Origin of the sequence: Halorientalis sp. LT38, assembly GCF_037031225.1 — an archaeon.
In the GTDB taxonomy this organism is placed as follows: domain Archaea; phylum Halobacteriota; class Halobacteria; order Halobacteriales; family Haloarculaceae; genus Halorientalis; species Halorientalis halophila.
On the sequence record NZ_JAYEZN010000001.1, the window covers coordinates 2,299,678 to 2,322,959 of the forward strand.

The 23,282-nt window shown below is 68.4% G+C and carries 22 protein-coding genes; 8 read left to right on the forward strand and 14 right to left on the reverse strand.

Going from position 1 to position 23,282, the window contains the following annotated elements:
• Position 1 precedes the first annotated feature (1 nt).
• Positions 2-958, reverse strand: a complete 957-nt coding sequence (locus tag U5918_RS11830; RefSeq protein ID WP_336001565.1) for a TIGR03557 family F420-dependent LLM class oxidoreductase — start codon at positions 956-958, stop codon at positions 2-4.
• Between the two features lie 195 nt (positions 959-1,153).
• Here U5918_RS11830 and U5918_RS11835 point away from each other — a divergent pair, with 195 nt between their 5' ends.
• Positions 1,154-1,702 (forward strand): KH domain-containing protein, encoded by a 549-nt coding sequence (locus U5918_RS11835; protein WP_336001566.1) that lies wholly within the window; start codon positions 1,154-1,156, stop codon positions 1,700-1,702.
• 16 nt (positions 1,703-1,718) lie between these two features.
• Here U5918_RS11835 and U5918_RS11840 read toward each other — a convergent pair whose 3' ends face one another.
• Positions 1,719-2,237, reverse strand: coding sequence for a hypothetical protein (locus U5918_RS11840; RefSeq protein WP_336001567.1), 519 nt, complete (start codon positions 2,235-2,237; stop codon positions 1,719-1,721).
• A 250-nt stretch (positions 2,238-2,487) separates the two neighbouring features.
• Here U5918_RS11840 and thsA point away from each other — a divergent pair, with 250 nt between their 5' ends.
• Positions 2,488-4,158, forward strand: a complete 1,671-nt coding sequence (thsA, locus tag U5918_RS11845; RefSeq protein WP_336003326.1) for a thermosome subunit alpha — start codon at positions 2,488-2,490, stop codon at positions 4,156-4,158.
• Positions 4,159-4,444: 286 nt separating this feature from the next.
• Here thsA and U5918_RS11850 read toward each other — a convergent pair whose 3' ends face one another.
• Together U5918_RS11850 and U5918_RS11855 are read right to left on the reverse strand one after the other, a co-directional pair.
• Positions 4,445-4,879, reverse strand: coding sequence for a methylated-DNA--[protein]-cysteine S-methyltransferase (locus tag U5918_RS11850; RefSeq protein ID WP_336001568.1), 435 nt, complete (start codon positions 4,877-4,879; stop codon positions 4,445-4,447).
• 119 nt (positions 4,880-4,998) lie between these two features.
• Positions 4,999-6,117, reverse strand: coding sequence for a LamG domain-containing protein (locus U5918_RS11855; protein WP_336001569.1), 1,119 nt, complete (start codon positions 6,115-6,117; stop codon positions 4,999-5,001).
• Positions 6,118-6,317: 200 nt separating this feature from the next.
• Here U5918_RS11855 and U5918_RS11860 point away from each other — a divergent pair, with 200 nt between their 5' ends.
• The 5 genes from U5918_RS11860 to U5918_RS11880 all read left to right on the forward strand — a co-directional run bounded on the left by U5918_RS11860 (position 6,318) and on the right by U5918_RS11880 (position 12,912).
• Complete coding sequence (locus U5918_RS11860; RefSeq protein WP_336001570.1) at positions 6,318-7,436, forward strand: signal peptidase I; 1,119 nt, start codon at positions 6,318-6,320, stop codon at positions 7,434-7,436.
• Between the two features lie 70 nt (positions 7,437-7,506).
• Entirely contained in the window at positions 7,507-9,264 is a 1,758-nt protein-coding gene (locus tag U5918_RS11865; RefSeq protein WP_336001571.1) for a sensor histidine kinase, read from the forward strand.
• Between the two features lie 111 nt (positions 9,265-9,375).
• The gene (locus tag U5918_RS11870) at positions 9,376-10,074 is read left to right on the forward strand and encodes a hypothetical protein (RefSeq protein ID WP_336001572.1); all 699 of its coding nucleotides are present in this window, start codon (positions 9,376-9,378) and stop codon (positions 10,072-10,074) included.
• A gap of 65 nt (positions 10,075-10,139) precedes the next feature.
• Positions 10,140-11,888 (forward strand): hypothetical protein, encoded by a 1,749-nt coding sequence (locus U5918_RS11875; RefSeq protein WP_336001573.1) that lies wholly within the window; start codon positions 10,140-10,142, stop codon positions 11,886-11,888.
• Positions 11,889-11,919: 31 nt separating this feature from the next.
• Positions 11,920-12,912: an ornithine cyclodeaminase family protein gene (locus tag U5918_RS11880; protein ID WP_336001574.1), complete on the forward strand. Its 993-nt coding sequence runs from the start codon at positions 11,920-11,922 to the stop codon at positions 12,910-12,912.
• On the opposite strand, the gene U5918_RS11885 is transcribed toward U5918_RS11880, so the two are convergent.
• Positions 12,909-13,133 carry a DUF7535 family protein gene (locus U5918_RS11885; RefSeq protein WP_336001575.1) on the reverse strand — a complete coding sequence of 75 codons (225 nt, stop codon included), beginning with the start codon at positions 13,131-13,133 and terminating at the stop codon, positions 12,909-12,911. The two genes, U5918_RS11880 and U5918_RS11885, sit on opposite strands and share 4 nt — an antisense overlap.
• Positions 13,134-13,308: 175 nt before the next feature.
• On the opposite strand from U5918_RS11885, the gene U5918_RS11890 reads away from it, so the two are divergent.
• Positions 13,309-13,470 (forward strand): hypothetical protein, encoded by a 162-nt coding sequence (locus U5918_RS11890; protein ID WP_336001576.1) that lies wholly within the window; start codon positions 13,309-13,311, stop codon positions 13,468-13,470.
• A gap of 52 nt (positions 13,471-13,522) precedes the next feature.
• Here U5918_RS11890 and leuS read toward each other — a convergent pair whose 3' ends face one another.
• The 9 genes from leuS to U5918_RS11935 all read right to left on the reverse strand — a co-directional run bounded on the left by leuS (position 13,523) and on the right by U5918_RS11935 (position 23,219).
• Positions 13,523-16,483 carry a leucine--tRNA ligase gene (gene leuS, locus U5918_RS11895; RefSeq protein WP_336001577.1) on the reverse strand — a complete coding sequence of 987 codons (2,961 nt, stop codon included), beginning with the start codon at positions 16,481-16,483 and terminating at the stop codon, positions 13,523-13,525.
• Positions 16,484-16,542: 59 nt separating this feature from the next.
• Positions 16,543-16,935, reverse strand: a complete 393-nt coding sequence (locus U5918_RS11900) for an ArsR/SmtB family transcription factor (RefSeq protein WP_336001578.1) — start codon at positions 16,933-16,935, stop codon at positions 16,543-16,545.
• Positions 16,936-16,982: 47 nt separating this feature from the next.
• Positions 16,983-18,602, reverse strand: coding sequence for a bacterio-opsin activator domain-containing protein (locus U5918_RS11905; RefSeq protein WP_336001579.1), 1,620 nt, complete (start codon positions 18,600-18,602; stop codon positions 16,983-16,985).
• A gap of 88 nt (positions 18,603-18,690) precedes the next feature.
• Positions 18,691-19,146, reverse strand: a complete 456-nt coding sequence (locus tag U5918_RS11910; protein WP_336001580.1) for a peroxiredoxin — start codon at positions 19,144-19,146, stop codon at positions 18,691-18,693.
• 37 nt (positions 19,147-19,183) lie between these two features.
• Complete coding sequence (locus U5918_RS11915) at positions 19,184-19,606, reverse strand: Hsp20/alpha crystallin family protein (protein ID WP_336001581.1); 423 nt, start codon at positions 19,604-19,606, stop codon at positions 19,184-19,186.
• Positions 19,607-19,639: 33 nt separating this feature from the next.
• Positions 19,640-20,956 carry a methyl-accepting chemotaxis protein gene (locus tag U5918_RS11920; RefSeq protein ID WP_336001582.1) on the reverse strand — a complete coding sequence of 439 codons (1,317 nt, stop codon included), beginning with the start codon at positions 20,954-20,956 and terminating at the stop codon, positions 19,640-19,642.
• A 65-nt stretch (positions 20,957-21,021) separates the two neighbouring features.
• A complete protein-coding gene (locus tag U5918_RS11925; RefSeq protein ID WP_336001583.1) occupies positions 21,022-21,459 on the reverse strand; it encodes a peroxiredoxin in 438 nt (145 codons plus the stop codon).
• Positions 21,460-21,721: 262 nt separating this feature from the next.
• Positions 21,722-22,534, reverse strand: coding sequence for a prephenate dehydratase (gene pheA, locus U5918_RS11930; protein ID WP_336001584.1), 813 nt, complete (start codon positions 22,532-22,534; stop codon positions 21,722-21,724).
• Between the two features lie 55 nt (positions 22,535-22,589).
• Complete coding sequence (locus U5918_RS11935; protein WP_336001585.1) at positions 22,590-23,219, reverse strand: hypothetical protein; 630 nt, start codon at positions 23,217-23,219, stop codon at positions 22,590-22,592.
• Positions 23,220-23,282 lie beyond the last annotated feature (63 nt).

Here is a 23,282-nt window from a genome sequence, read left to right on the forward strand (position 1 = left end):
GCTAGTCGATTTCGGACAAGACCTCGTCCTCGTAGGTCTGGAGAACGCCCTCGACGTCGGCGCCGACCTGGTGGACGACGACGTGGTCGAACCCCGCCTCGGCGAACGATTCGATTTGCTCGACGTGAGTCGACGGGTCCGGGTCGGTGACGGTGCTCCCCTCGGCGATGTCTGCCTTCGAGACCTGCTGGCTGGCCTGTCGGAAGTGGACCGGCGTCCCGAGTTCCGTCGAGAGATCGCCCGGGAGCGCTGTGTTGGGCCAGCGCTCGTGGGCCTGCTCGACGGCCTCGTCCTCACTGTCGGCGTAGGAGACGGTTAGCTGGGCGTAGGCGGGCCCCTCGCCGCCTTCGTCGCGGTACCGCTGGAGCGGTTCCTCCTGTGGGCCGACGGTGTAGAAGCCGTCGCCGATCTCGGCGGCCAGGGTGGCGGCTTTCGGCCCGTAGGCCGAGGCGTAGACCGGCGGGGGCTCCTCGGGGAGGGTGAACAGTTTGGCGTTCTCGACGGTGTAGTGGTCGCCGTGGTGGGTGATCTCGTCGCCGCGCCAGAGCGCGCGGATCACCCGGACGGCCTCGTCGAGCATCTCCAGGCGGACGGCGGCCGGCGGCCAGTAGTCGCCGACGACGTGTTCGTTGAGCCGCTCGCCCGTGCCGACGCCGAAGAAGAAGCGCCCGTCGAGCATTTCCGCGGCCGTCGCGGTCGCCTGCGCGAGAAGGGCCGGGTGGTAGCGCTGGATCGGGCAGGTGACGCCCGTGCCGACCTCGATCTCGTCGGTCGCCTCGGCGACGCCGCCGAGGGTCGTCCAGGCGAAGGGGCTCTCCCCCTGGTCCGGGATCCAGGGGTGGTAGTGGTCGGAGAGGGCCACGAAGTCGAAGCCGGCCGCCTCTGCACGGGCCGCCTGGTCGACCAGTTCGCCGGGGCCGTAGAGCTCGCTCGAGAGTGCAAAGCCCACGTCGGTCATGCCGAATCACCGCTTTCCATAGCGGGCCGACTGTCCACGGCAGCCGCCATAATCACCAGTCTAGGTGAAAAAACACGAATTCGGGACCCGTGGCGCCGCCACAGCGGGTCCGGCCCGGCGATCGCGGCCCGACGGGACGGGCGGCGAGCCGTGCGAAGGCTTCAAACATGGCGGTACCGTATCCCCGCGTATATTATGCAGCACGTGAAGATTCCGCAGGACCGCATCGGCGTGCTCATCGGCGAGGGCGGCGAGACGATGCGCGAGATCGAAGAGCGCTCGGAGGTCCGCCTCGACATCGATTCAGAGAGCGGGTCGGTTCGCATCGAGAAGGTCGGCGACCCCATCGTCGGGCTCAACGGCCCGGACATCGTCAAGGCCATCGGCCGCGGGTTCGCCCCCGAGGACGCCCTGGAACTGCTCGCCGACGACCTGATGATGCTCGAGGTGGTCGACCTGAAGGCCGCCTCCCGGAACAAGAAGGACATGCGCCGGAACAAGGGCCGGCTCATCGGCGAGGACGGGCGCACGCGCGAACTGATGGAAGAGCTGTCCGGCGCGGCGGTCGTCATCTACGGCTCGACGCTGTCGATCATCGGCCAGCCCGAACAGGTCGACACCGTCCGCGAAGCCGCGGAGATGATCCTCGACGGCGCGCCCCACGGCTCGGTCTACTCGTTCCTCGAGCGCCGCCACAACGAGATGAAACGCGAGGGCATGGAGTACCACCAGTTCACGGGCTAACCCGGGCAGCCAGCGTCTATCCGCTCTCGTCCTCTTCTTCGTCTTCCAGCGACACGTCGCCGATCGCCTCTGCGATGTCGTCGTCCGCCGCGGCGTCCTCCGCCTCTTCGTCGACGGGTTCGCTCCCCGCTTCGAGATCCATCGGTTCCGTCTCGGGTTCGACGTCCGCGTCGAGCGTCGCCGATTCGCTGCCCGACTCGGCGCCGAGGTCGGCCCCGGTGCCGTCGCCGGAGCCGCCCAGGTCCCCCGACCCGCCCTCGGACGCGGACGGTGCGTCGGTGGTGGTCTCGCCCAGGTCGGCGTCCGGATCGGTCGGCTCCTCTAGGTCGAGCTGGCGTTCGAGCAGCTTCACCCGCTCTTCGAGTTCCGAGACGCGGCTGGCGACCGCCGGGGCCTGCGTCGTCGCGAGGTCGGACATCGGTCGGTTGGCGACGATCCAGCGGAGGTACGCGCCGCGGTCGTCGAACCCCTGGAGCCGGGCCTCCTCGTCCAGTTCGGCCACCAGCTCGTCGTCCAGACGTAGACGGATCTCCATCGCGCGAACGTATGTGAACCCATACCGTAAATCCCGGTGTCGTGTCAGGGTCCCGGCCTGCGCTCGTCCCTGCACGGCGGTCCTCGCCTCCGGCCGCGCCCCTTCCGATCGCCGTCGGGGTGTTTAAACCGGACCGTGACACGCGGTGACACGTCGGCGGTGCCCCCTCTGTTTGGCGGTTTGGGATGCGGGTACCACAACAGTTATATAGAATGGCAATACAATTCTTTGCTTGACTATGGCTCAGCAGATGGGTAACCAGCCCCTCATCGTACTCTCCGAGGACAGCCAGCGGACATCGGGGAAGGACGCACAGTCGATGAACATCTCGGCCGGGAAGGCCGTCGCGGAGTCGGTCCGCACGACGCTCGGTCCGAAGGGGATGGACAAGATGCTCGTGGGCGACACGGGCAGCGTCGTCGTCACGAACGACGGCGTCACCATCCTCGACGAGATGGACATCGAGCACCCCGCGGCCAACATGATCGTCGAGGTCGCCCAGACCCAGGAGGACGAGGTCGGCGACGGCACCACGACCGCCGTCGTCATCTCCGGCGAACTCCTCGCGAAGGCCGAGGACCTCCTCGACCAGGACATCCACGCCACCATCCTGGCCCAGGGGTACCGCCAGGCCGCCGAGAAGGCGAAGGAGATCCTCGAGGACATGGCCATCGACGTCGCCGAGGACGACACCGACATCCTCGAGCAGATCGCCGCCACCGCCATGACCGGCAAGGGCGCCGAGAACGCCAAGGACACCCTCTCCGCGCTCGTCGTCGACGCCGTCCGCGCCGTCGCAGACGAGGAGGGCATCGACACTGACAACGTCAAGATCGAGAAGGTCGTCGGCGGCTCCATCGACGAGTCCGAACTCGTCGAGGGCGTCATCGTCGACAAGGAGCGCGTCCACGACAACATGCCCTACGCCGTCGAGGACGCCGACGTGGCCCTCCTCGACACCGCGATCGAGGTCCCCGAGACCGAACTCGACACCGAGGTCAACGTCACCGACCCCGACCAGCTCCAGCAGTTCCTCGACCAGGAGGAAAAACAGCTCAAGGAGATGGTCGACAAGCTCAAAGCAGCCGGCGCCGACGTCGTCTTCTGCCAGAAGGGCATCGACGACATGGCCCAGCACTACCTGGCCCAGGAGGGCATTCTCGCCGTCCGCCGCGCCAAGAAGTCCGACATCAAGGCCCTCGCCCGCTCGACGGGCGCTCGCGTCGTCTCCAACATCGACGACATCACCGAGGACGACCTCGGCTTCGCCGGCTCCGTCGCGGAGAAGGACATCGGCGGCGACCAGCGCATCTTCGTCGAGGACGTCGAGGACGCCCGCGCGGTCACGATGATCCTCCGCGGTGGCACCGACCACGTCGTCGACGAGGTCGAACGCGCCATCGAGGACTCGCTGGGCGTCGTGCGCGTCACTCTCGAGGACGGCAAGGTCCTCCCCGGTGGCGGCGCACCCGAGACCCAGCTCGCGCTCGGTCTCCGTGACTACGCCGACTCCGTGGGTGGCCGCGAACAGCTCGCCGTCGAGGCGTTCGCCGACGCCATCGACGTCGTCCCGCGCACGCTCGCCGAGAACGCCGGGCTCGACCCCATCGACTCGCTGGTCGACCTGCGCAGCCAGCACGCCGACGGGAACACCACCGTCGGGCTGGACGCCTACACCGGCGACGTCGTCGACATGGAAGCTGACGGCGTCGTCGAGCCGCTCCGCGTCAAGACCCAGGCCGTCGAGTCGGCCACCGAGGCCGCCGTGATGATCCTGCGCATCGACGACGTCATCGCGGCCGGCGACCTCAAGGGTGGCCAGAGCGACGACGACGGTGACGAAGGACCACCTGCCGGCGGCCCCGGCGGCGCGCCCGGCGGCATGGGCGGCATGGGCGGCGGTATGGGCGGCATGATGTAGGAGAGGCGAGCGTAGCGAGTCTCTCCGAACAGCCGAGCGGGGAACGAAGTGACCCGCGAGGCAGACCCCACTTTTTGCACGCTCCGTCGCGCTTCGCGCGACTCCGCGGCAAAAAGCTCGGCCAAAAACCGCGGCGTCCTCCCGTTCGTCGGACACCGCGATCCGCGCGCTCACGGCGCTTCGCGCCGTTCGCGTGCGGTATACTGGCCTGCTGCCCGCCGCACCGCACCCGCATCGTCCGCCAACCGAGCTTTCTATTCTTCTTCGATCGATTACCCTGGATTGATTAGTTTCTGCTCTCGCTCGGGAGTTCCGACTGGACCGACCCACCACTCTCGCTCGCTTCGAGATCGAGGAGTCGGCGCTTGGTCGCCACGCCGTCGGCCGCCGAGTAGCCCCTGAGGCCACCGTCGCTCCCAATTACTCGGTGGCAAGGGACGATCACCGGCACCGGGTTCGAGCCACAGGCCTGCCCCACCGCGACCGGACTGGTGTCGAGTTCCTGTGCGAGGTCGCCGTAGGTCCGCGTCTCGCCGTATGGAATCTCCGTCATGGCCCGATGGACTGCGCCGGCGAGGCCGTCCGGGAACTCGACGGTGAGGTCGAATGCGCGGCGGTCGCCGCGCTCGTACTCGCGAACCTGGGTCCGGATTTCTTCGGGCGACTCGACGACCGCCGACTCGTCGATCGCGACGGTGCTCTCGAACAGCGGGAGGTGCATGGGAGTCTGGTCGTGGTTTCGGCGGTAGTGTGATAACTGCCGTCCCTGCATCGGGTGAATCGGGTGGACGAGCGCCCGCTCGCTCGTCCGCGTTCCCGTCGAGGAATGGCGCCGCTCTCTTATTTGGTCGCGTCGTATATTTTCTGAATCTCGCTCTCAGATAGTGCCCGGTTGTAGACGCGGAACTCGTCGAGGTATACGTTCGCGTTGAAATAATCGTAATTACTGCCGTCCCAATCCCAGTTCCCGATCGTGATGTCCGGACTGTCGCCAGTGAACGTGCCCACGGTGTCGGTGGCCTCCGAGTTCCCGTTGTAGTATATGGTCGTCTCTGCAGTGTCGTGGTCGTAGGTCACGGCGGCGTGGTGGAAGGTGTCTTCGTTCACCGAGGACGTGGAGTGCAGGTACGTCCCGCTGGCGTAGTCGTAGGTCACTTTGATGGTTTGGTCTCCGCCATCGGTCTCCATCGAGAAGTTCTCCTCGGCGGTTTGTGATGTGAAAAGGCCGAACAGGAGTTGATCGTCGTTTTCGTCTCCGGGTTTGGTCCAAATCGAGACGGTGAACGAACTGTTCTTGAAGGTCCCATCGAGGGCCAAGGATTGACCGTAGTCGTCGTTTATGAACTCGCGCGACTGCCCGACTTGTCCGGTTTTGTGATCCGGCCCGTCGTTGAGCGTCCCGTCGTTGTCGTTCCCACTCTCGTCGAACATGGTGCCCGGATCCTTGTCACTGCTATCCTCGAAGGGATAGTACCCGAGCAGCCCGTCGATGCCGCCCGTGTCGAAGCTCTCGTCCAGCGTCACCGTCGTATCGCCCGTTTCGCCGCGAATCGTGAAGTTGAACGTATCTTTGCTGGAGCCGTTCAGGTCCACGTCGATGCTCACCGAGCTATCGGCGGCGACGCTGCTGAACGTGTAGGGTGAACTGACCTCGCCGCCGTCGTAGAACACGATGCTGTCGCTGGTGTCCTGGTCGACGAAGGTGATGTCGGCCGACGTTGGGAACTGATTCGTCACCGTCGCCAGATCCTGTACATCGCTGGACCCGCTCCCGTCGCCGACGACCAGCGGTTGCGCCGACTCGACGTTCGCCTGCAGGAAGGCGTCGCTGTCGCCGACCACGTCCACGTCGCTGGTCCGTTCCGCCTCGGAACTCGTCAGGGCGTCTGTCCCCACGACGAGGATGCCGCTCCCCAGACAGAGCGTTCCCAGCCCGCTCAACAGTCGCCGTCTGTGCATCGATGGCCTCGTGTACTCCCGAGCAGGCGTCCGGCGGGCATAAATCGTTCCGCATAGCTATCAGTTCTGGTAACCGACCGGTCGAGTCGGGTGGCGGGTTACCGCTCCCGTGTCGGTTCGAAGAATTAAGCCGCCGGAATTCTCATGAGGGGTGTGAACGGGCCGCGGGCGGCGCAGGGGCCACGGAACGGTGATCGTGTATGGCTCGCCTGACGCTGCTTCTCAAGGTCGCGGGCGTGCTCGCACTGGCGGCGCTCGTCCTCGGGACGGTGCTCGGCCAGCCGCTGCTTCTCAGTTACGTCGAGACCGGGAGCATGGAGCCGACGCTCGAAGCGGGCGACGGGTTCGTCGCCGTCCCGACGGCCCTCTCCGGCGAGCCCGAGGTCGGGGACGTGGTCGTGTTCCGCGCCCAGGAACTTCACGGCGGGGGGCTCGTGACCCACCGGATCGTCGACCGGACCGAGCGCGGATACGTGACGCGGGGCGACGACAACCCCTTCACCGACCAGGACGGCGGTGAACCGCCGGTGCCGCGCGAACGGATCCTCGCGACGGCGCTGCAGGTGAACGGCCAGGTCCTCGTCCTGCCGAAGGTCGGACTGGTCTTCAGTGGGCTCACTGGCGGGCTCGACTGGGGCCAGCGCCGCCTGGCGGCCGCGCTCGGAACCCGGGCGCTGCTGGGGACCTCCGGCGTCGGCTACCTGCTCGTGGGGATCGGCGCCCTCCTGGTGGGGGCGGCCGGGCTCGGCGGTGAGCGCGCCGTCGAGCGGTCCCGATCCCGATCCCGGCGTCGGGAGGGGGTCTACAGCCCGCTGGTCGTGACGCTGCTCCTGTGTGGGATGCTCGTGGTGCCGGCGACCGGGGCGATGGTCCTCGGCGGCGACTCGCACACGGTGACCGTCACCACCACGGACCGGACGATCTCGGGGACGGTCTCGGTCCCGCCGGGGGAGTCCCGCCCCGTCGAGTACCGGGTCCCCAACGACACGCCGCTGCCGACGGTCGTCGCGTTCGAGCCGACCACCGACGGGGTCACGATCGAGCCGTCCCACGGGACGATCGCCCCCGGCGCGGAGCGGCGCGTGGTAGCGACGCTGTCCGGGCCCGGTTCCGAACCGCGCGTCGAACGGTCCTTCGTCGAGCATCGCTACCTCCCGGTCTTACCGCCCGCCGCCATCGTGGCGCTCCACGAGGTCCATCCCCTGCTCGCGCTGGCCGCGGTCGACGCGACGCTGCTCGCACTCGTCGCCGCGCTCGCGACCGGGTTGCTCGGGTCCCGCCCGCTCAGGCTGCGGTCCCGGGGGCGGACGTCCCGCTGAGCGGGGGCAGAATCAGGGACGATACTCGCGGCCGAACGCTTTTGCCGTCCGGTGGATCAGGGGTAGCCGAATGGTCGCGTTCGAGACGCTGCAGTCGGTCGCCATCGCGGGCTCCATCCTCGTGGGGCTGACCTGTCTGGTGCTCGCGGTGCGGACCGTCCTCGTCTACGACGCGCGCGGCGTCCGGGCCTTTAGCCTCCTCCTCGCGCTGGTCGGTCTCTGGTCGTTCAACTACGTCGCGAAGGTGTGGCTCCCGGACCTGGGGCCCCAGCTCGTCGTCGCACGGATCGACTTCGCGCTGACGCTCTTGATCCCGCTCCTGTGGTTCAAGTTCGCCACCGACTACGTCGGGAAGACGGGTCGGACCTCCCGTCTCGTCACGGAGCTGGGCGGGGTCGTCGTCTTCGCCGCCACGCTCGCGGTGGTGTACGTGCCGGAGGGTACGATCTGGACGACGGTCCGGCCGGTCGTCGCGCCCTACCCCCACTACGTCGCCGTCGCGAGTCCGCTCTACGTCGGCTTCGCGGCCGTCGCCGCCGTACTGTTCCTGATCGGCCTGCTCCGCCTGTTCGAGGCGGTCCTGACGACCCGGAAGGGGTCCCTGCCGATCGCGATCCTGTCGATGGGGACCGCCATCCCCCTCTTCTTCAACGCCGAGTACGTCCTGTCGCTGGGGCTGTTCTCGGTCAACTACACCGCGCTGGGCTACGGTGCCTTCATGATCGTCGCGGCGACGACGGTGTTCTCGAACCTCTTCACCGTCAACCCCATCGCCCGCAAGACGATCCTGGCGAACGTCACCGACGGCGTGCTCGTCCTCGATCACGACCACCGGGTCGTCGACTACAACGAGCGCTTCGTCGAGACGTTCACGCCGACCGGGACCGACCTCGTCGGCACGCCCTTCGCCGAGGCGTTTCCGTCGCTGGCGGAGGACCTCACCCTCTCGGACGGGGTCGAAACCGTGGTCGAACGGTACGACCCGTCGGGCACCACGTACGTGCGCGCGGCCATCACGCGGATCGACAACGGAGAGACCACCGTCGGCTGGAACGTCGTCACGACGGACGTCACGACGATGAAACGCCAGCAGGCGGAACTCCGCCGGCAGAACGAACAGCTCGATCAGTTCGCCAGCACCGTGTCACACGACCTCCGCAACCCGCTGAGCGTCATCTCGGGCAACCAGGAGATCGTCTCGCTCGAACTCGACGACGGCAGGGAGCAGGCGCCGGCGGAGGGGTACGCACAGGTCGACGCCGACGCCGTCGCCGACCGACTCGCGACGATCGACAACGCGACCGACCGGATGGAGACGATCATCGAGGACCTCCTGACGCTGGCCCGGGAGGGCCAGACCGTCGAGGAACAGGCGCCGGTGGCGCTCTCGGCCGTCGCCGCCGACGCCTGGGACGTCGTCGACTCGAAGGACGCGACGCTGTCGCTCGACGCCGACGGCGAGATCGTCGCCAACCGCTCGCGCCTCCAGACGATCTTCGAGAACCTCTTCCGGAACGCGATCGACCACGTCGGCCCCGACGTCGCCCTCCGCGTGACGCTCGACGAGGACAGCTTCGCCGTCGAAGACGACGGCCCCGGGATCCCGCCCGAGGAACGCGACCAGGTGTTCGAGTTCGGCCACACGACGAGCGAGGACGGCTCCGGCCTCGGGTTATCGATCGTGAAAACGATGGCAGAAGGCCACGGCTGGGACGTCTCGATCGATTTCTCCTACGAAAACGGGACCCGGATCCTGTTCACCGGGGTCACTCGCGACGACTCGCAGTCCCCTCCAAAGGCGGTGCCGGAGCCCGAAAACACGGGATAATCGGGTTGTGGCTGGTGATTTCAGATACCCATATCCACCAGACTAGCGATATACATTCTGAGAATTGCGCCGAGACTCTTTTCACGGATACTGTCACTATGGTTGGTAGAAATGAAACTGAACAGGCGGCGAACGATACTCGGTCTCGGCGGTCTCTGTGCCGCCGGCGGTGCGGCAATCGGTACCGGCGCGTTGACGAGCGTCGAGGCGACGCGGACGATCGACATCGACGTGGAAGGCGACGCGAACGCATTTGTCGGGCTGTCAGCGGGATCATCGTCGTTCGTCGACGACAGCTCGGGTGCACTCCAAATCAAGATGGGTGACGACTCCGGTGGCGGCGGGACCGGTGTCAACCACGGCACCACGAACAACGATGTCGCGACGACGACGATAGATCCCGCCTTCACACTCACGAACCAGGGGCCAGACATTCTCTACGTCCGGATGTCCCACAGTGGCGTCAATGGGTCCGGAAACGACGCTCAGTTCGTAGCGAACGATTCGACGAGCAGCGGAACTGAAGGTGACGTGATCAACAGCACGGATACCAGCTCCCAGTACGCGTTTATCGAGCGCGCATGGTCAAGCGGGTCGCCGACGGCCGTGATCACGTCCGTCCACAGTGGCGGCTCGACCACAACCATCGACAACGCCGGATACCTACAGATGGATCCTGGAGATTCGGTCGACGTGATCCTCCAGATTGCCTCCGACGAGGCGACGGCGGAAAATCTCATCGACACGGCTTCGATCGAGGCCTATAGCTCGGAAAGCCCATTCTCGTCGCTCTCGCTCATCCCCTCGTAGGACCACGTGCATACGGATACTACGGGGGTATGACCCCTGCCCGCCATCGAGGACCTCTGCAATCAATGAAACCGAAGACCGTTCTCGGGGTGACCGTACTCATCGCGGGTTTCGTCGTTCTCCTCGGGGTCGGCGGGGGCCTGTTCGCGACGGACGACGTCGCCGAAAACGTCACCATCGAACCCCACCCGAACAACGGTCAGTACGTCGTCTCGGCCGGCGCCGACCAGGTCGCCATCGACGTGACGGCGGGCAACGAGAACCTCTCCGCGGCGATCAACGACGAGGCGCTCACCCGCGTCGACGACGTGGTGCTCCTCACGAACGACCGCTCGTCCTCGATCTCCGTCTGGACCGAGGACGCCGTCGACGACGTGACCTTCTACCGGAGCACGAGCGGTCGCCCCTCCCTCGAGGGCTCGGGCAACGCGGTCACGCTGGCCGCCGGTGAGACTCTCGCCGTCGGGTTCGAGATCGACACGCGCGGGAGCGACTCGGTCGAGTCGCTGCAGGAAGTCACCTTCAACGTCGCCGACGATACGTCGACGGCGACGCCCACCGAGACGGCGACGGAAACCGAGACCGCCGACTCGACCCCGGGTCCCTCCGATCCGTACCCCTACGTCCGGGTCGACGACGTGGACGACGGGCTGTTGAACGCGACCGTCGTCGGGATCGAGGACGGCGAAGCGTTCACGATCGACGCGGACAACACCGGCTACGACCCGCTTACCGGGACCGGCGACCTCGCGATCGACTCGGTCGCCCTCGAGTCCGATCGGGACGCCGACGTCGAGTTCGATCTCTCGGCGGCATCCGGACTGCCCGACGACCTCGGCCTGTCGGCCGATGCGTTCCACAGCGAGACCGGTGCCGAGCCCCTCGGGACCGTCGCCGTGAGCCAGGACAGCCCGGCCGACGGCGTCGCGTGGATGGAGTCCGGGATCACCGTCGACGCCGACGTCGCGGACCGCGAGGACCTGCGGCTCTACCGCGTCGAGAACGGGACGCTCTCGTTCGCGGATTCGGTCTACGAGGGCGAAGACGGCGACCGGCACGCCTACACCGTCCGGTCCTCGAACTCGACGCAGCTGGTCGTCGCCGTCGATCGGCCGTCGATCGCCGTCTCCCGGGCGTCGCTGAACCGGACGAGCGTGTCAGTGGGCGGCGCGGTCAACGTCTCCGCGACCCTGCGCAACGACGGCGCCAGGCAGGGCGACTACGTCGCCGACCTGTCGGTCGACGGCCGGGTGCTGCGCTCGCGAGCGGTCACCGTGCCCGCGGACAGCCGGGAATCCATCCACTTCCAGCAGCGGTTCGGCGCCGAGGGGTCCTACGGGATCCGCGTCGAATCCGTGACTGCCGGCACCGTCACCGTGACCAACGAGAGCGCGGTCGTCAACGTCACCGCGACCACGGAATCCAGTCCGGGAGCCGGTCCGGGAGCGGGTCCCGGCGTCGGCCCGGGGCCCGCGGGTCCGGGAGAGCCGTCGGGCGGTCCGTCCGGACCCAGCACGACGACCCCGACGCCCTCGCCCGAGCCGGTGCCGCTGACGACCGAGTCCGAGGAGTCCGGCGTCTTCGACCTGTCCGACATAACCGGGCCCGCCGCCCTGGCGCTGTCGGGAATGGTCCTGTTCGTAGTGCTCGGCCTCCTCTACTACGTGAGCCGCCGGCTCCGGGACGACGAGGACGAGCCCGGCGAGGACGTCGGGCAGGTCGACGGGACCGACGAGTCCGTGGCCAGGGACGGCGGCGAAGCGGTGGGCGAGGGCGGTGACGGGTCCGATGCGGGACGGGCCGACGACGCCTGAGGCTTAAGTCCCCTCCGCGACCAGACGTGGTATGGAGACGCTCCTTCTGGATCCCGATGCCGTCGCGGAGTGTGCGCGGAGTGGGGCGGTCGTCGAGGCCGTCGAGGCCGCCTTCGCCGCCTACGCCCGCGGCGACGCCCAGATGCCCGCCAAGTCCTACATCGACCTCCCCCAGTACGACGGCGACTTCCGATCGATGCCCGCCTACATGGAGACCGGCGAGTGGGACGGCGCCGGCGTCAAGTGGGTCAACTCCCACCCGAACAACCCCGACGCGCACGACCTGCCGACCGTGATGGGGACGATGATCTACTCCGACCCCGAGACGGCCCTCCCGCTGGCGATCATGGACGGGACGACGCTCACCCGCGAGCGGACCGGCGCGGCCGCCGCCGTCGCCACCGATCACCTCGCGGTCCAGGACGCCGATTCGCTGGGGCTCATCGGTGTCGGCGCCCAGGCCCACGCCCAGCTCGAGGCCATCGCCACCGTCCGCGACATCGAGACCGTCGTCGTCGCCGACCGCGACCCCGACGCCATCGCCGCCTTCTGCGAGGCCTTCGGGGATGCGTACGAGGTTCGGGAGGGGACGATCGCCGAGGCCGCCGGCTGTGACGTGGTCTCGACGACGACACCGGTCCGGGAGCCGATCGTTCCCCGCGAGGCCGTCGGCGAGCACACGCACGTCAACGCCATGGGGGCCGACGCCGAGGGCAAACACGAACTCGAAGACGAGATCTTGCTGGACGCGAAACTCGTCATCGACGACCACGCCCAGTGCACCCACTCGGGCGAGATCAACGTCCCCTACGCCGCCGGGACGCTGACCGACGCGGACATCCACGCGGAACTGGGCGACGTCGTGATCGGCGAGGAGACGGGCCGGACCGACGCCGACGGGATCACCGTCTTCGACTCGACGGGACTGGCCATCCAGGACGTCGCCAGCGCGCACGTCGTCTACGAGTACGCAAGCAAGCACGACGTGGGCACGGCGATGGAACTGGTCGGGACCGGGCGCTAGGGTGACTCCGGACCGGTCTGTTCGGTGACGAAGTCGACCGCACGCGTGACGAGCCAGTACAGGAGGACGAGCGGCAGGAGCGGCACGACGACGACGAGCATGCCCAGCATGATCATCCAGCCGATGACGTCCATCTCGGCGTTCGGGCCGCTCCCGTAGGGCGCCGTCACCGTGCGGCCCTGGGTCGGCACTGTCGCCTCCTCGGTCTCGGACTCGCTCATACCGACCGCTCCACGAACCGACCGATAAAACGGCGTGACCGTTCGCACGCCCCGAGTCCCCGCCAGCGAAGTAAGGCCACCCTACGCCGTCGGCGACCGCGACCGTCGCCCCTGCCGGTTCATTTCACCGAACCCGGCGATACCGTTTTCACGCAGGAATGCGGTAGAAACGCCCATGCCCTACATGTCGGGCGAGGACTTCACCGTCCACGCCGACGACTGTCCGGACCGGAGCGACGGGTGGATGCCGCTGTCCGACCTGCCCGACGAGGTGACGTCGCTCGAGGATCTGGACTGTGACTGCTGGGCGGCCTACGACTCGATCACAGAGGTTTGAGGTCGCGGGCGGAGGGGATCGGCCGCCGGCACGGGCGCCCGTCGCCCGCGTCTCACTCGATGTGGACGGCCGGGCGGAAGGGGACGGCCCTGTCCGCTTTCCCGTCGGGGTCGACGACGTCGTCCTCGTCCTCGCCGTACACCGCGACGTCGGCGTCGAACTCCCGCTCCAGGAAGGCCGCGGCCGACTCGTACACCGCCCGCTCGTCGACGTCGGCCATCGCCGCCAGTTCCTCGTCGTCCCGCTCGCGGACGACCTCGACCAGGTCCTGCACCAGATCGTTGACCGCGTCGCCTTTCTCCCGGAGGTCGGGGTCCTCCATGACCTGTCCCATCACCGCGCCGACGTCGAGTCCCTGCTCGCGGCTGTCGCCGCTCGCTCCGTCCGCGGAACTCCGTTCCGCGCGCTCCCGGACCGTCTCGAACACGGAGCGCTTCCAGTCCGCGGCGGCGTACACCCGAATCGTCTCCGGATCCGTGCCGGTCACGTCGACGATGTCGTGGACGTCGTCGGTCAGGCCCTCGACCAGCCGCTCGCGGAGTTCGACCGCGTCGTCCTCGAGTCCTGGATCGGGTTCGGGCCACTCGGCGTCCTCGGCGGGTTCGCCGGTCAACTGCTCGTGCAGTTCGTTCGCCATGAAGGGGACGAAGGGGGCGAGCAGGCGCAGCCGGGTCCGCAGCACCTCGCGCAGCGTCCACTTCGCGCCCTCGCGGTCGAGGTCGGCCCGCCGGCGGTACCACTTCAGGTCCTCCTCGAAACTGTAGAAGACCGCCTGGCTCGCCGTCCGCGTCTCGAAGCCGTCCATGGCCGCCGTCGCCTCGCGGATCGTCCCCTGGAGCTTCGAGAGCAGCCAGCGGTCGACGGGTTCCAGATCCGGGGGGGCGCCCTCGTCGACCGCGACGTCGGTGGTCTCCTCGCCCTCGACTTCGAGGGTGATCTCGACCATCTCCTCGACGTCGTAGTCGATGACCTCCTGGGCGCGAGCCCAGAACCGCTCGAGCTGGTCGCGCGTGCTCCCGACGAGGTCGTCGCGCCAGTCGTAGTCCTGCCACGGCTCCGCGGAGTTCAGCAGGAAAAAGCGCACGGTGTCGGCGCCGTACTCGTCGATGGCCTTCGACGGCAAGACGACGTGGCCCTTCGATGAGGACATCGCCTCGCCCTCCAGCAGGCCCATGCCCATGATCGTGATCCCCTGGGGCCACTCGTCCTCGGCGAATAGCTCGCCGTGGTGGAACTGGAAGAAGGTGAGGTGGTTGTTGATCAGGTCGTTGCCCGAACAGCGCCAGTCGACGGGGTACCAGTGCTGCCACTCCTCGCGCAGTTCGAGCGCGCGCTCGTCGGGGTCGTCGACGGCCGCCTCGCCGTAGAACAGCGCGTCGAAGAAGTCGGGGTCGAGGTCTTCGGCCGGGACGTCGTCCAGCCGGTGGGCGATCGTGTAGTAGGCCATGTAGATCGTCGAGTCCGACAGGGGCTCGATGACGAAGTCCTCGTCCCACGGGAGGCGGGTGCCCAGCCCGTAGTTGCGGATGCAGGGCCACTCGTTGAGCCAGCCGATAGTGTGGTCGTACTGGTCACGGGTGTTCTCGGGGATCGTCTCGAGCCCGTCGAGGACCTGGCGGGCCTTCTGCTTCCACTCGGCGTCGTTGTAGCGCAGGAACCAGGTGTCCTGTTTGGCGACCTCCACGTCGCCGCCACAGCGACAGACGACCTCCTCGGTGAACTCGTACATCTCGTCGAACGCCCCCGTCTCCTGGTAGTGGGCGCGGAACTCCTCGCGGACGTTCTCGACGGTCATGCCGGCGAACTCGCCGTAGTCGTCGTGCATGATCCCCTGGTGGAACTCGGCCTGGTAGAGGTCGGCCGTCGCGTCCTCCAGGGCGGGGTCCTCGGACGACTCGATGCCGGCCGCCTCGACGGCCGTCTTCGCCGGGATCTCGCCGTACTCCTCGATGTCCAGGATCGGGATCGGCTCGATGTCGGCCACCTCGGCGGGATCGATCCCGTACTCGCGCATGCGTTCGTCGTCTTCCTTGGCCTCTAGGAGGGCCACGTAGTCGTCCGGCGAGTGGGCCGGCACGGACATGACGACGCCGGTGGCGTTGTCGGTGTCGACGAAGGTCGCGGGCAGGATCAGGACCTCGTCGCCGGTGATCGGATTCGTCACCGACTGGCCGATCAGATCCGCGCCCGACAGTTCCTCGTGGATCTCGATGTCGCGTTCCTGCAGTCGCAGTTTCTCGACGGCCTCGCTGGAGACGATCCACTCCTCACTATCGACCGTGGCTCGCACGTACTCCCCGTCGGGGTGGGCGTAGGCGTTCGTGACGCCCCGGACGGTCTCGGGTCGGAGGGTGGCCATCGGAAAGACCGTGTCCTCGCGCTCGAACTTCACGAGGGTGTACTCCTGGAACTCGGCGTTCTCGCCCTCCAGGAGGTCGTGGGTGGTGACGGGGTTCTCCTCGTCGGTGCAGTACTTCACGGGGTGGAGCCCCTTCTCCAGCAGCCCCCGCTCCTTGAGGCGTTCGTACTGCCAGGTGATGAACTTCGAGTAGCGCTCGTCGTTGGTGGTGAACTCCCGGCGCCAGTCGATCGAGAGCCCGAGTTGCTTCATCCCCGACTTGTAGTGGTTCTCGATGAAGTAGCGGGCGAAGCCCATCGGCGTCTCTAGGTCCTCGAGCGTGTCCTCGGGGACGTTGTAGGTGTCCCGAAGTACCGAAAGCTGGTCTTCCTCGCCTTTCTTCAGGCGCTCGACGGCGCCGATGATGGGCGTGCCGGTGACGTGCCAGGCGATGGGAAAGAGGACGTCGTCGCCCTGGAGCCGGCGGTAGCGGGCGTACACGTCGGGGACGGTGTAGGTGCGGCAGTGCCCGATGTGCATCCCGCCGCTCGGGTACGGGTAGGGGACGGTGATGAAGGTCGGCTCGGCCTCGCCCTCGGGGTCGGCCTCGTACCGCCCCGCGTCGGCCCAGCGGTCGCGCCACTCCGCCTCCAGTCGTTGTGGCTCGTAATCCATGTGTGACGGTTCAGCCGGGCAGCCTAAAAGGACTCCCTATCCGACCGCTCGGCGCCGTCTCACTCCCCGGTGTCGGAGCGGTCGCCGGGGTACCACGGGAGCGCCGTGGGCAGGTCCCGGCCCCGGGGCGTCAGGTGGACGGCGGCGCGCCGGTCGGGGTCGATCCACTCGAGGAGTCCCGCCTCGATCAGTTTCGGCAGGTGGACGTGATACAGCGCGGCCTCGACGTCCGGCCCCGAGACGATCCGTTCCGGGGGCGCCTCGTCCGTCGCGATGCCGTCGGCGATCTGTTCGACCGGGACCGCGCGCCCCTCCTCACGGAGGAAGGCGAGGATCCGACGCCGGCGAGGGTGTGCGAGGGCTCTGAACAGGTCGTTCCGGGCGTCCGCGTGCATCGACCGCGAGGCGTGCGACTCTTCGTCTCTCTCTCCCGAGGACCCGTGGTCGCGCATCGTGTGTATAATTCCGTCCGTCACCCATCAGTGCGGTGGCTAAAGAATTAGCACCCCTCCTCGGTCGCGAGGACCGCGTCCGCGAGTTTCCGCTGGGCGTGGCGCAGGTGTTTGTGGAAGGTCGGCGCGGAGACGTCCATCGACGCCGCGATGTCCTCGCCCGTGCGCTCCCGCGGCCACTCGAAGTACCCGGCGTGGTGCGCGAGTTCGAGCGCCGTCCGCTGGCGGTCCGACAGCCGGTCCAGAAGCGCCGCACGGAACTGCCGTCTGGTCTCGATCGATCGGGGGCGATCCCGCTGGGCGGCGAGGGTCACGTACCCGAACTGCGACCGGAGCGCCCACAGCAGCGCTCGCGTGTCGCCGGCGTCGGGCAGTTCCACCGTCACGGTCGCGTCCCCCGACTCGAACACGAGGTCGCGGACGACAGCGCCGTGCGCCGCGGCCGTCCGGTGGAGCGTCGGCGACGTGGGCGCCACCGCGATCACGCAGGCGTCGTCGTGCTCGCTGACGACCTCGAACCGCCGGAGGTCAGCCCGCTCGGCCGCGAAGGCCCGGAGCCGATCCGGCGCGCCGCAGTGGACGGTCACGTAGTGCAGCGGCGCGTCGTCGGTCGCGAACGTGAGTCCCTCGACGGTGACCCGGCAGTCCAGCCGCTCGGACAGCGCCGCCAGGAACAGTCCTTCCTCGCGGACCAGCAGCGTCACCTCCGTCACCTGACCGGCCATCAGCGCCCGCCGCGCCCGAAGACAGCAGGTCGCGTGCCCCAGGATGGCGCCGAGGTCGGCGAGTGCGTCCCGCTCGACCGGGCCGAACCCCTCAGGGTCCTGGGCCGTCATCACGAGCAGGCCGTACGTCGTCTCCCGGTGGACGAGCGGCACCGCCGCGACGGCCGCCGCCGCCGGGAACGCCCCGTCTCCGACCGGGTTTCCGGGACCGGACACCTGGATCTCCCCGGTGTCGACGGCGCGCCCGACGATGCCGTCCCCGTCGGTCCGCAGCGAGCGGGACCCCTCCTCGACCGGGTCCAGCCCCGCGGACCCCTCGGGTTCGAGCACCGCGTCGCACTCGCGCGGCCGCCCGTACCACACGGCGCCGTACCGCGGCAGCGTGGCCAGCCTGTCACAGACCGTAGCCGCGAAGCGTTCGCGTCCCGTGAGGGTCCCGAGTTCGCGACTGAGGCGTCGGATGGTGGCGTCCAGCGACGCGGGACCGGCCGCCGGGGGCGCGGTCTCGGGCTCGACGGTCGGCGACTCGTCTCCGCCCCCCTCGTCCGGACGGCGGTAGAGTTCGCCCAGACTCGCCCACGTCCCTTGCTCGCCCCGGAGCGCGGAGACCCTGACCCGACAGGGCAGCGCGGTTCCGTCGGCGGTGTCGACCGTCACGTCGAGCGTCCCTTCACCGAGGTCGCCCCGCTGTCTGACTCGCTCCAGCGCGCGCAGGTACCCGTCCTCGCCCCCGACGTGCAGCAACGCCTCCACGTGCTCGCCGACGACCGCCGACCGGTCGGCCCCGGTGAGCGCTACCAGCCCGTCGTCGGCCGCCACGACCGTCCCGTCGTCGGCCAGTTGGTACCGCCCGATCCGACGCCTCGTCTTTGCCCTCCGTCCCCTCTCTCGGCCGCCGACGCCGTGCCTGAAAACGTCGACGGACGAACACTCGTCACCCATGAACTATTCGTTCGTTGTCCAGTGTTAAAAAAACTATCAGCGCAGAAGACGGCCGTCTGCCGCCCGCCCGCCGTACGGGGTCGCCCCCTCACTCCAGCGTGACCACGCCGTCGTCGAGCAGTTCCTGCAGCAGGTCCCGTGCGTGCCCGTCCGGCGCCACGCCCTCGTGGACGCGTTCGACGACGCCGTCGACCAGGACGAACGTCGTCCGGGGGGCCGGCTCGCCGGGCCCGTCGATTTCCAGGCCGAACGCCGCCGCGACCTCGCCGTCGGGGTCGGCCAGCAGGTCGAACTCGATGCCCGTCTCCGCGGCGAACTCCCGGTGGGAGTCGACGTCGTCGGTCGAGACGCCGTACACCGTCACGCCCGCCGCGTCGTAGCTCTCGCGCTCGCGCGCGAACTGCTCCGTCTCGGTCGTACAGCCCGGCGTCCCGTCGCGGGGGTAGAAGTAGACCACCGTCGGCTCGTCGAAGGCCGGCGAGACCGTCTCGCCGCGCTGGTTTGGGGCCCGTACGTCCGGTGCCGGATCGCCCGATTCGAGCATACCCGGCGGTTCGACGGCCGGGCGCAAGTCCTTTGGGCTAGTTGACGGGGATGTCCGTTCCCTCCCCGCCCTCGCGCTTCGGGAGCGTGACCGTCAACACGCCGTTGTCGTAGCTGGCTTCGGCGGCGTCTGTCTCGACCCGGTCGGGCAGCGGGACCGTCCGGCTCGTCGACCGACTGGTCCGCTCCTGGCGGACGTATCGCCGCTCCTCGTCGCCCGTCTCCCTCGTCGTCTCCTGGCTGGCGGCGATGCGAACCGTCCGCGGGTCCGGCAGCGTCACGTCGATGTCGTCGCTGGTGTAGCCCGGCACGTCCGCGGTCACCTCGAAGGCGTCCCCGGTGTCGGCCACGTCCACGGCGATCGTACCGCCCAGTCCCGTCGCCGGTTCGAACTCCGAGAACTCGCTGCTGATCCGGTCGAACAGGCTCTCGATCTCGTCGAATGGGTTCTGTCGATCCATCGGTGGCACCCCACCGGGAACTACGGCGTCCCCCTAAAACTGTCTGTCGCCGAGGTCCGCCGAGAGATCCTGGACCGCCTCGCGCACCTCTTCGACGATCTCGTCCTGGCGCTCGGTCAGCTCCGCTGTCTTCGAGACGCTCTCGTGCATCGCCGCGGCCGCCTGGGCGCTCTGCTCGACCGACGCGGTCACCTGCTCGACGTGTGCCGCCTGGTCGTCGTTGGCCGCCGCGATCTCGTTGGCCCCCTCCGCGGCGTCCGTGACGTGATCGGCGATCTCCTCCAGGGCGTCGAGCGTCTCGTCGACGCGATCGCTGGCCTCGACGGCGCGCTCGTGTGCCCGCTCGACCTCCGTGACGGTCCGGTCGGTCTCGCCGGTGATGGCGTCGATCTCCGCGCCGATCTCGTCGGTGTACTCCCGGGTCTGGTCGGCGAGTTCCTTCACCTCGTCGGCGACGACGGCGAAGCCCGCGCCGGACTCGCCGGCCCGCGCCGCCTCGATGTTCGCGTTCAGCGCCAAAATGTTCGTCTGCTCGGCGATGTCGGCGATGATCTCGGCGACCGCCTCGATGTCGTCCATCCGGTCGGCAAGCCGGTCGACGGTCTCCTCGAGCGCCTCACTGGTCGCGACGATCTCGTCGGCCGCCGCTGCGGCGTCCGCCCCGGCGTCCTGTCCCCGCTGGGCAGCTTCGCGGGCGCTCGCCGCCGTCTCGGCCACCTCGTCCGTGGTCGCGGCGATCTCCTCCATGTTGGCGCTGAGCGACTCCATCTCCGCGCTGACCTCGTCGAGGCGCTCGTCCTGGGTGACCGCCCGCTCCTCGATGTCGCCCGCGTTGGTCGTCAACTCGTCGGCGACCGTCTCCAGGCGCTCGATCACGCCCGACAGCCGGTCGGCGATCTGCTCCTGGCTCTCCTGCAGGCGGCGCTCTTTCTCCCGTAACTCCGTGACGTCCTGCAGTCCCGTCACCGACCCGGCGAGGCTCCCGTCGGCGTCGTACATCGGCGTGCTCGTGATGAGGATCTGCCGGGTCTCGTCGTCGTGGTTCAGGAGTTCGGCCTCGACGCCCCTGATCTGGGTCTCCTCGGCCATCGTCCGCTCGGCCGTCGTCGTCTTCGTCCCGTGGGTCTCCTCGGTGCGGAACACCTCGTAGCCCTCCATCTCCGGGATCCGCTCGGGTGCGAGTGCGGTCAGCTCCTGCATCGCGGGGTTGAAAAGCAGAATCTCCCCGTCGGCGTCCGTGACGACGATCGGGATGGGCATGTCCAGAAGCGCCTTGATCCATCGCATCTCGGCGTCGTCGAACTCGGCGTAGATCCCGGCCGCCTCGCCGCGCCGCCGTTGCTCTGACATCTCTCCGTAGGAGTTCCCCGACTCCCGACCTGAACGTTTCCCCTGGGTTTTCACGAGCGATAACGCTAGCTGTCCGCGACCCGCTCGCGAACCGCCGCGGCGTGCCCGTCCGGGTTCACGTCGTCCGCGTCCACGACCGCACGAACCTCGCCGTCGGCAAGTACGAAGGTAATCCGGTTCACGTACCCGCCCTCGGTGTCCAGTCCGAACGCCGCCGCGACCTCGCCGTCGGGGTCGGCCAGCAGGTCGAAGTCGAGCCCCTCCTCGTCGGCGAACTCGCGATGGGAGTCGACGTCGTCGGTCGAGACGCCATACACGGTTGCCCCGAGGTCGCGGAAGTCGGCCAGTTCCTCCTGGAACTGCCGCGCCTCCAGCTGACACCCCGGCGTCCCGTCACGGGGATAGAAGTAGACCACCGTCGGGTCCGAAAACGACGGCGCGACCGTCTCGCCGTCCTGGTTCTGCGCCTCGATCGCCGGTGCCGCGTCGCCTGCTTCGAGCATGGCTCGATGGTCGCGGTCCCGTCTGAAAACGCTGTCCTCCAGACAGTGGGCGCGAGCGGTGAGGTTCTCCCGTCGGTCGTGTCTCGCTGCTCGCGGGTCACTTCGTTCCCCGTCACCGGGCGGCTACGCCGCCCGGTTGCCTGCGAGACCGTCGGTCTCGCTTCGCTCGCTTTTACCGAGGCCTCCCTTCGGTCGGCCTCGCTACTCACGGCTCCCTCCGGTCGCCGTTCGTATTTCCGAGGACTCGCTTCGCTCGTCCTCGCTATTCCACCACGTGCTCGGTATCGTACGACCCGAGCCGCCGCACCCACCCGTCTTCGGCGATCGCCTCGATCTCCGTCAGCGCGTCCTGCGTCCGGTCCTCGTAGAGGCCGGCGGCGATGTCGATGTGGAAGACGTAGTCGCCCAGTCGCTCGCCGCTCGGTCGGGACTCGACGCGCGTCATGTTGATGTCCCGGTCGGCGAAGGGTTCGAGCAGTTCGAGCAGGAGGCCGGGGTAGTCCACGTTGGGGTAGACGATCAGCGAGGTCTTCCCGCCGCCCTCGGTCCGCTCGGCCGCGGGGGCGACCACCAGAAACCGCGTCGCGTTGGAGGACTGGTCCTGGATGTCCTCGGCGAGCACCTGTAGCTCCGTGCCGTTGGTCGCGTTCTCGGGGTGGCCGATGGCGGCCACGCTCGGGTCGTCGCGGGCGCGTTCGACCCCGCGAGCGGTGGAGGCGACGGCCTCGACCGCGGCGTCGGGATACTCCGCGTCGAGGTAGTTGCGGCACTGGGCCAGCGCCTGGGCGTGGCTGGCCACCAGGTCGAAACTCTCCCCCTGGGCGAGCAGGGCGTGACGGATGGGGGTGATGAGTTCCTTGACGACCGCCACGTCGTACTCGGCGAAGGCGTCCAGCGACTCGGTGACGCTGCCCTCGATGCTGTTCTCGACGGGGACGACGCCGCGGTCGTACTCCCCGCCGGCGACGGCCTCGACGATGGCGGTCACCGACTCGGTGAAGGCCACCTCGTCGGCGACGGACGTGGCGGCCCGGTGTGAGTAGGTCCCCGCCGGACCGAGCGTGAGTGCCTTCATCGGCGCGCTGTTCGCCCCTGGCGGTGAAAAGTACCGCGGTGTCGTCGCCGGTCGGTCACTCGTCGACCAGTTCGGCCACGCGACCGGCGAGGTACCGACGGATCGCAAGCAGGCAGACGGCGGCGAGGAGCGCGCCGACGGCGAACTCGGCGACCGAGAGGCCGAGCCCCGAGGCCGCGAATGGGTTCCCGCCGTCCATCGCGCTGACGTAGCGCTCGATCGCCGGGCCGCCGCTCAGGCCCAGCAGGAAGTAGCCGAGCGTGAGCCCGATGGTCAGACCGCCGGTCCCGAACGCCAGGGCGGAGGCGACTTCCTCCACGTCGACCACGGTGCGGGCCTGCGCCGGGTCCAGCGGGTAGTTGCGGACGCGATAGAGCGTCGCCCCGACGAGCGTGACGGCCGTGATCGACACGACCGTGGCGCCGGCCAGGCCAAGCACGAGCACCTTCGGGGAGGCGACAGCGGGATCCGGCGACCCGATGAACGGGGTCGCCGTCGCGGGAAAGGACAGGTAGATCGGGAGGAGCAGCGCCAGCCCGCCGAGCAACAGGCTCTGCCAGCCGAGTTTGGTGATCGTCGACTGGGAGACGTACGTCCGTCGGCGGAGGCGCACCCGCTCGTAGGTGGACCCCGAACAGATGGTCGCTGCGAACTCGTCGTCGACGCCGTCGTTCTCGTCGCCCATTCCTGGCCGGCTCCGTCGCCCGCCAGTTTCGAAATCGCGAGTATAGTTCTTCTGATTCGCCCG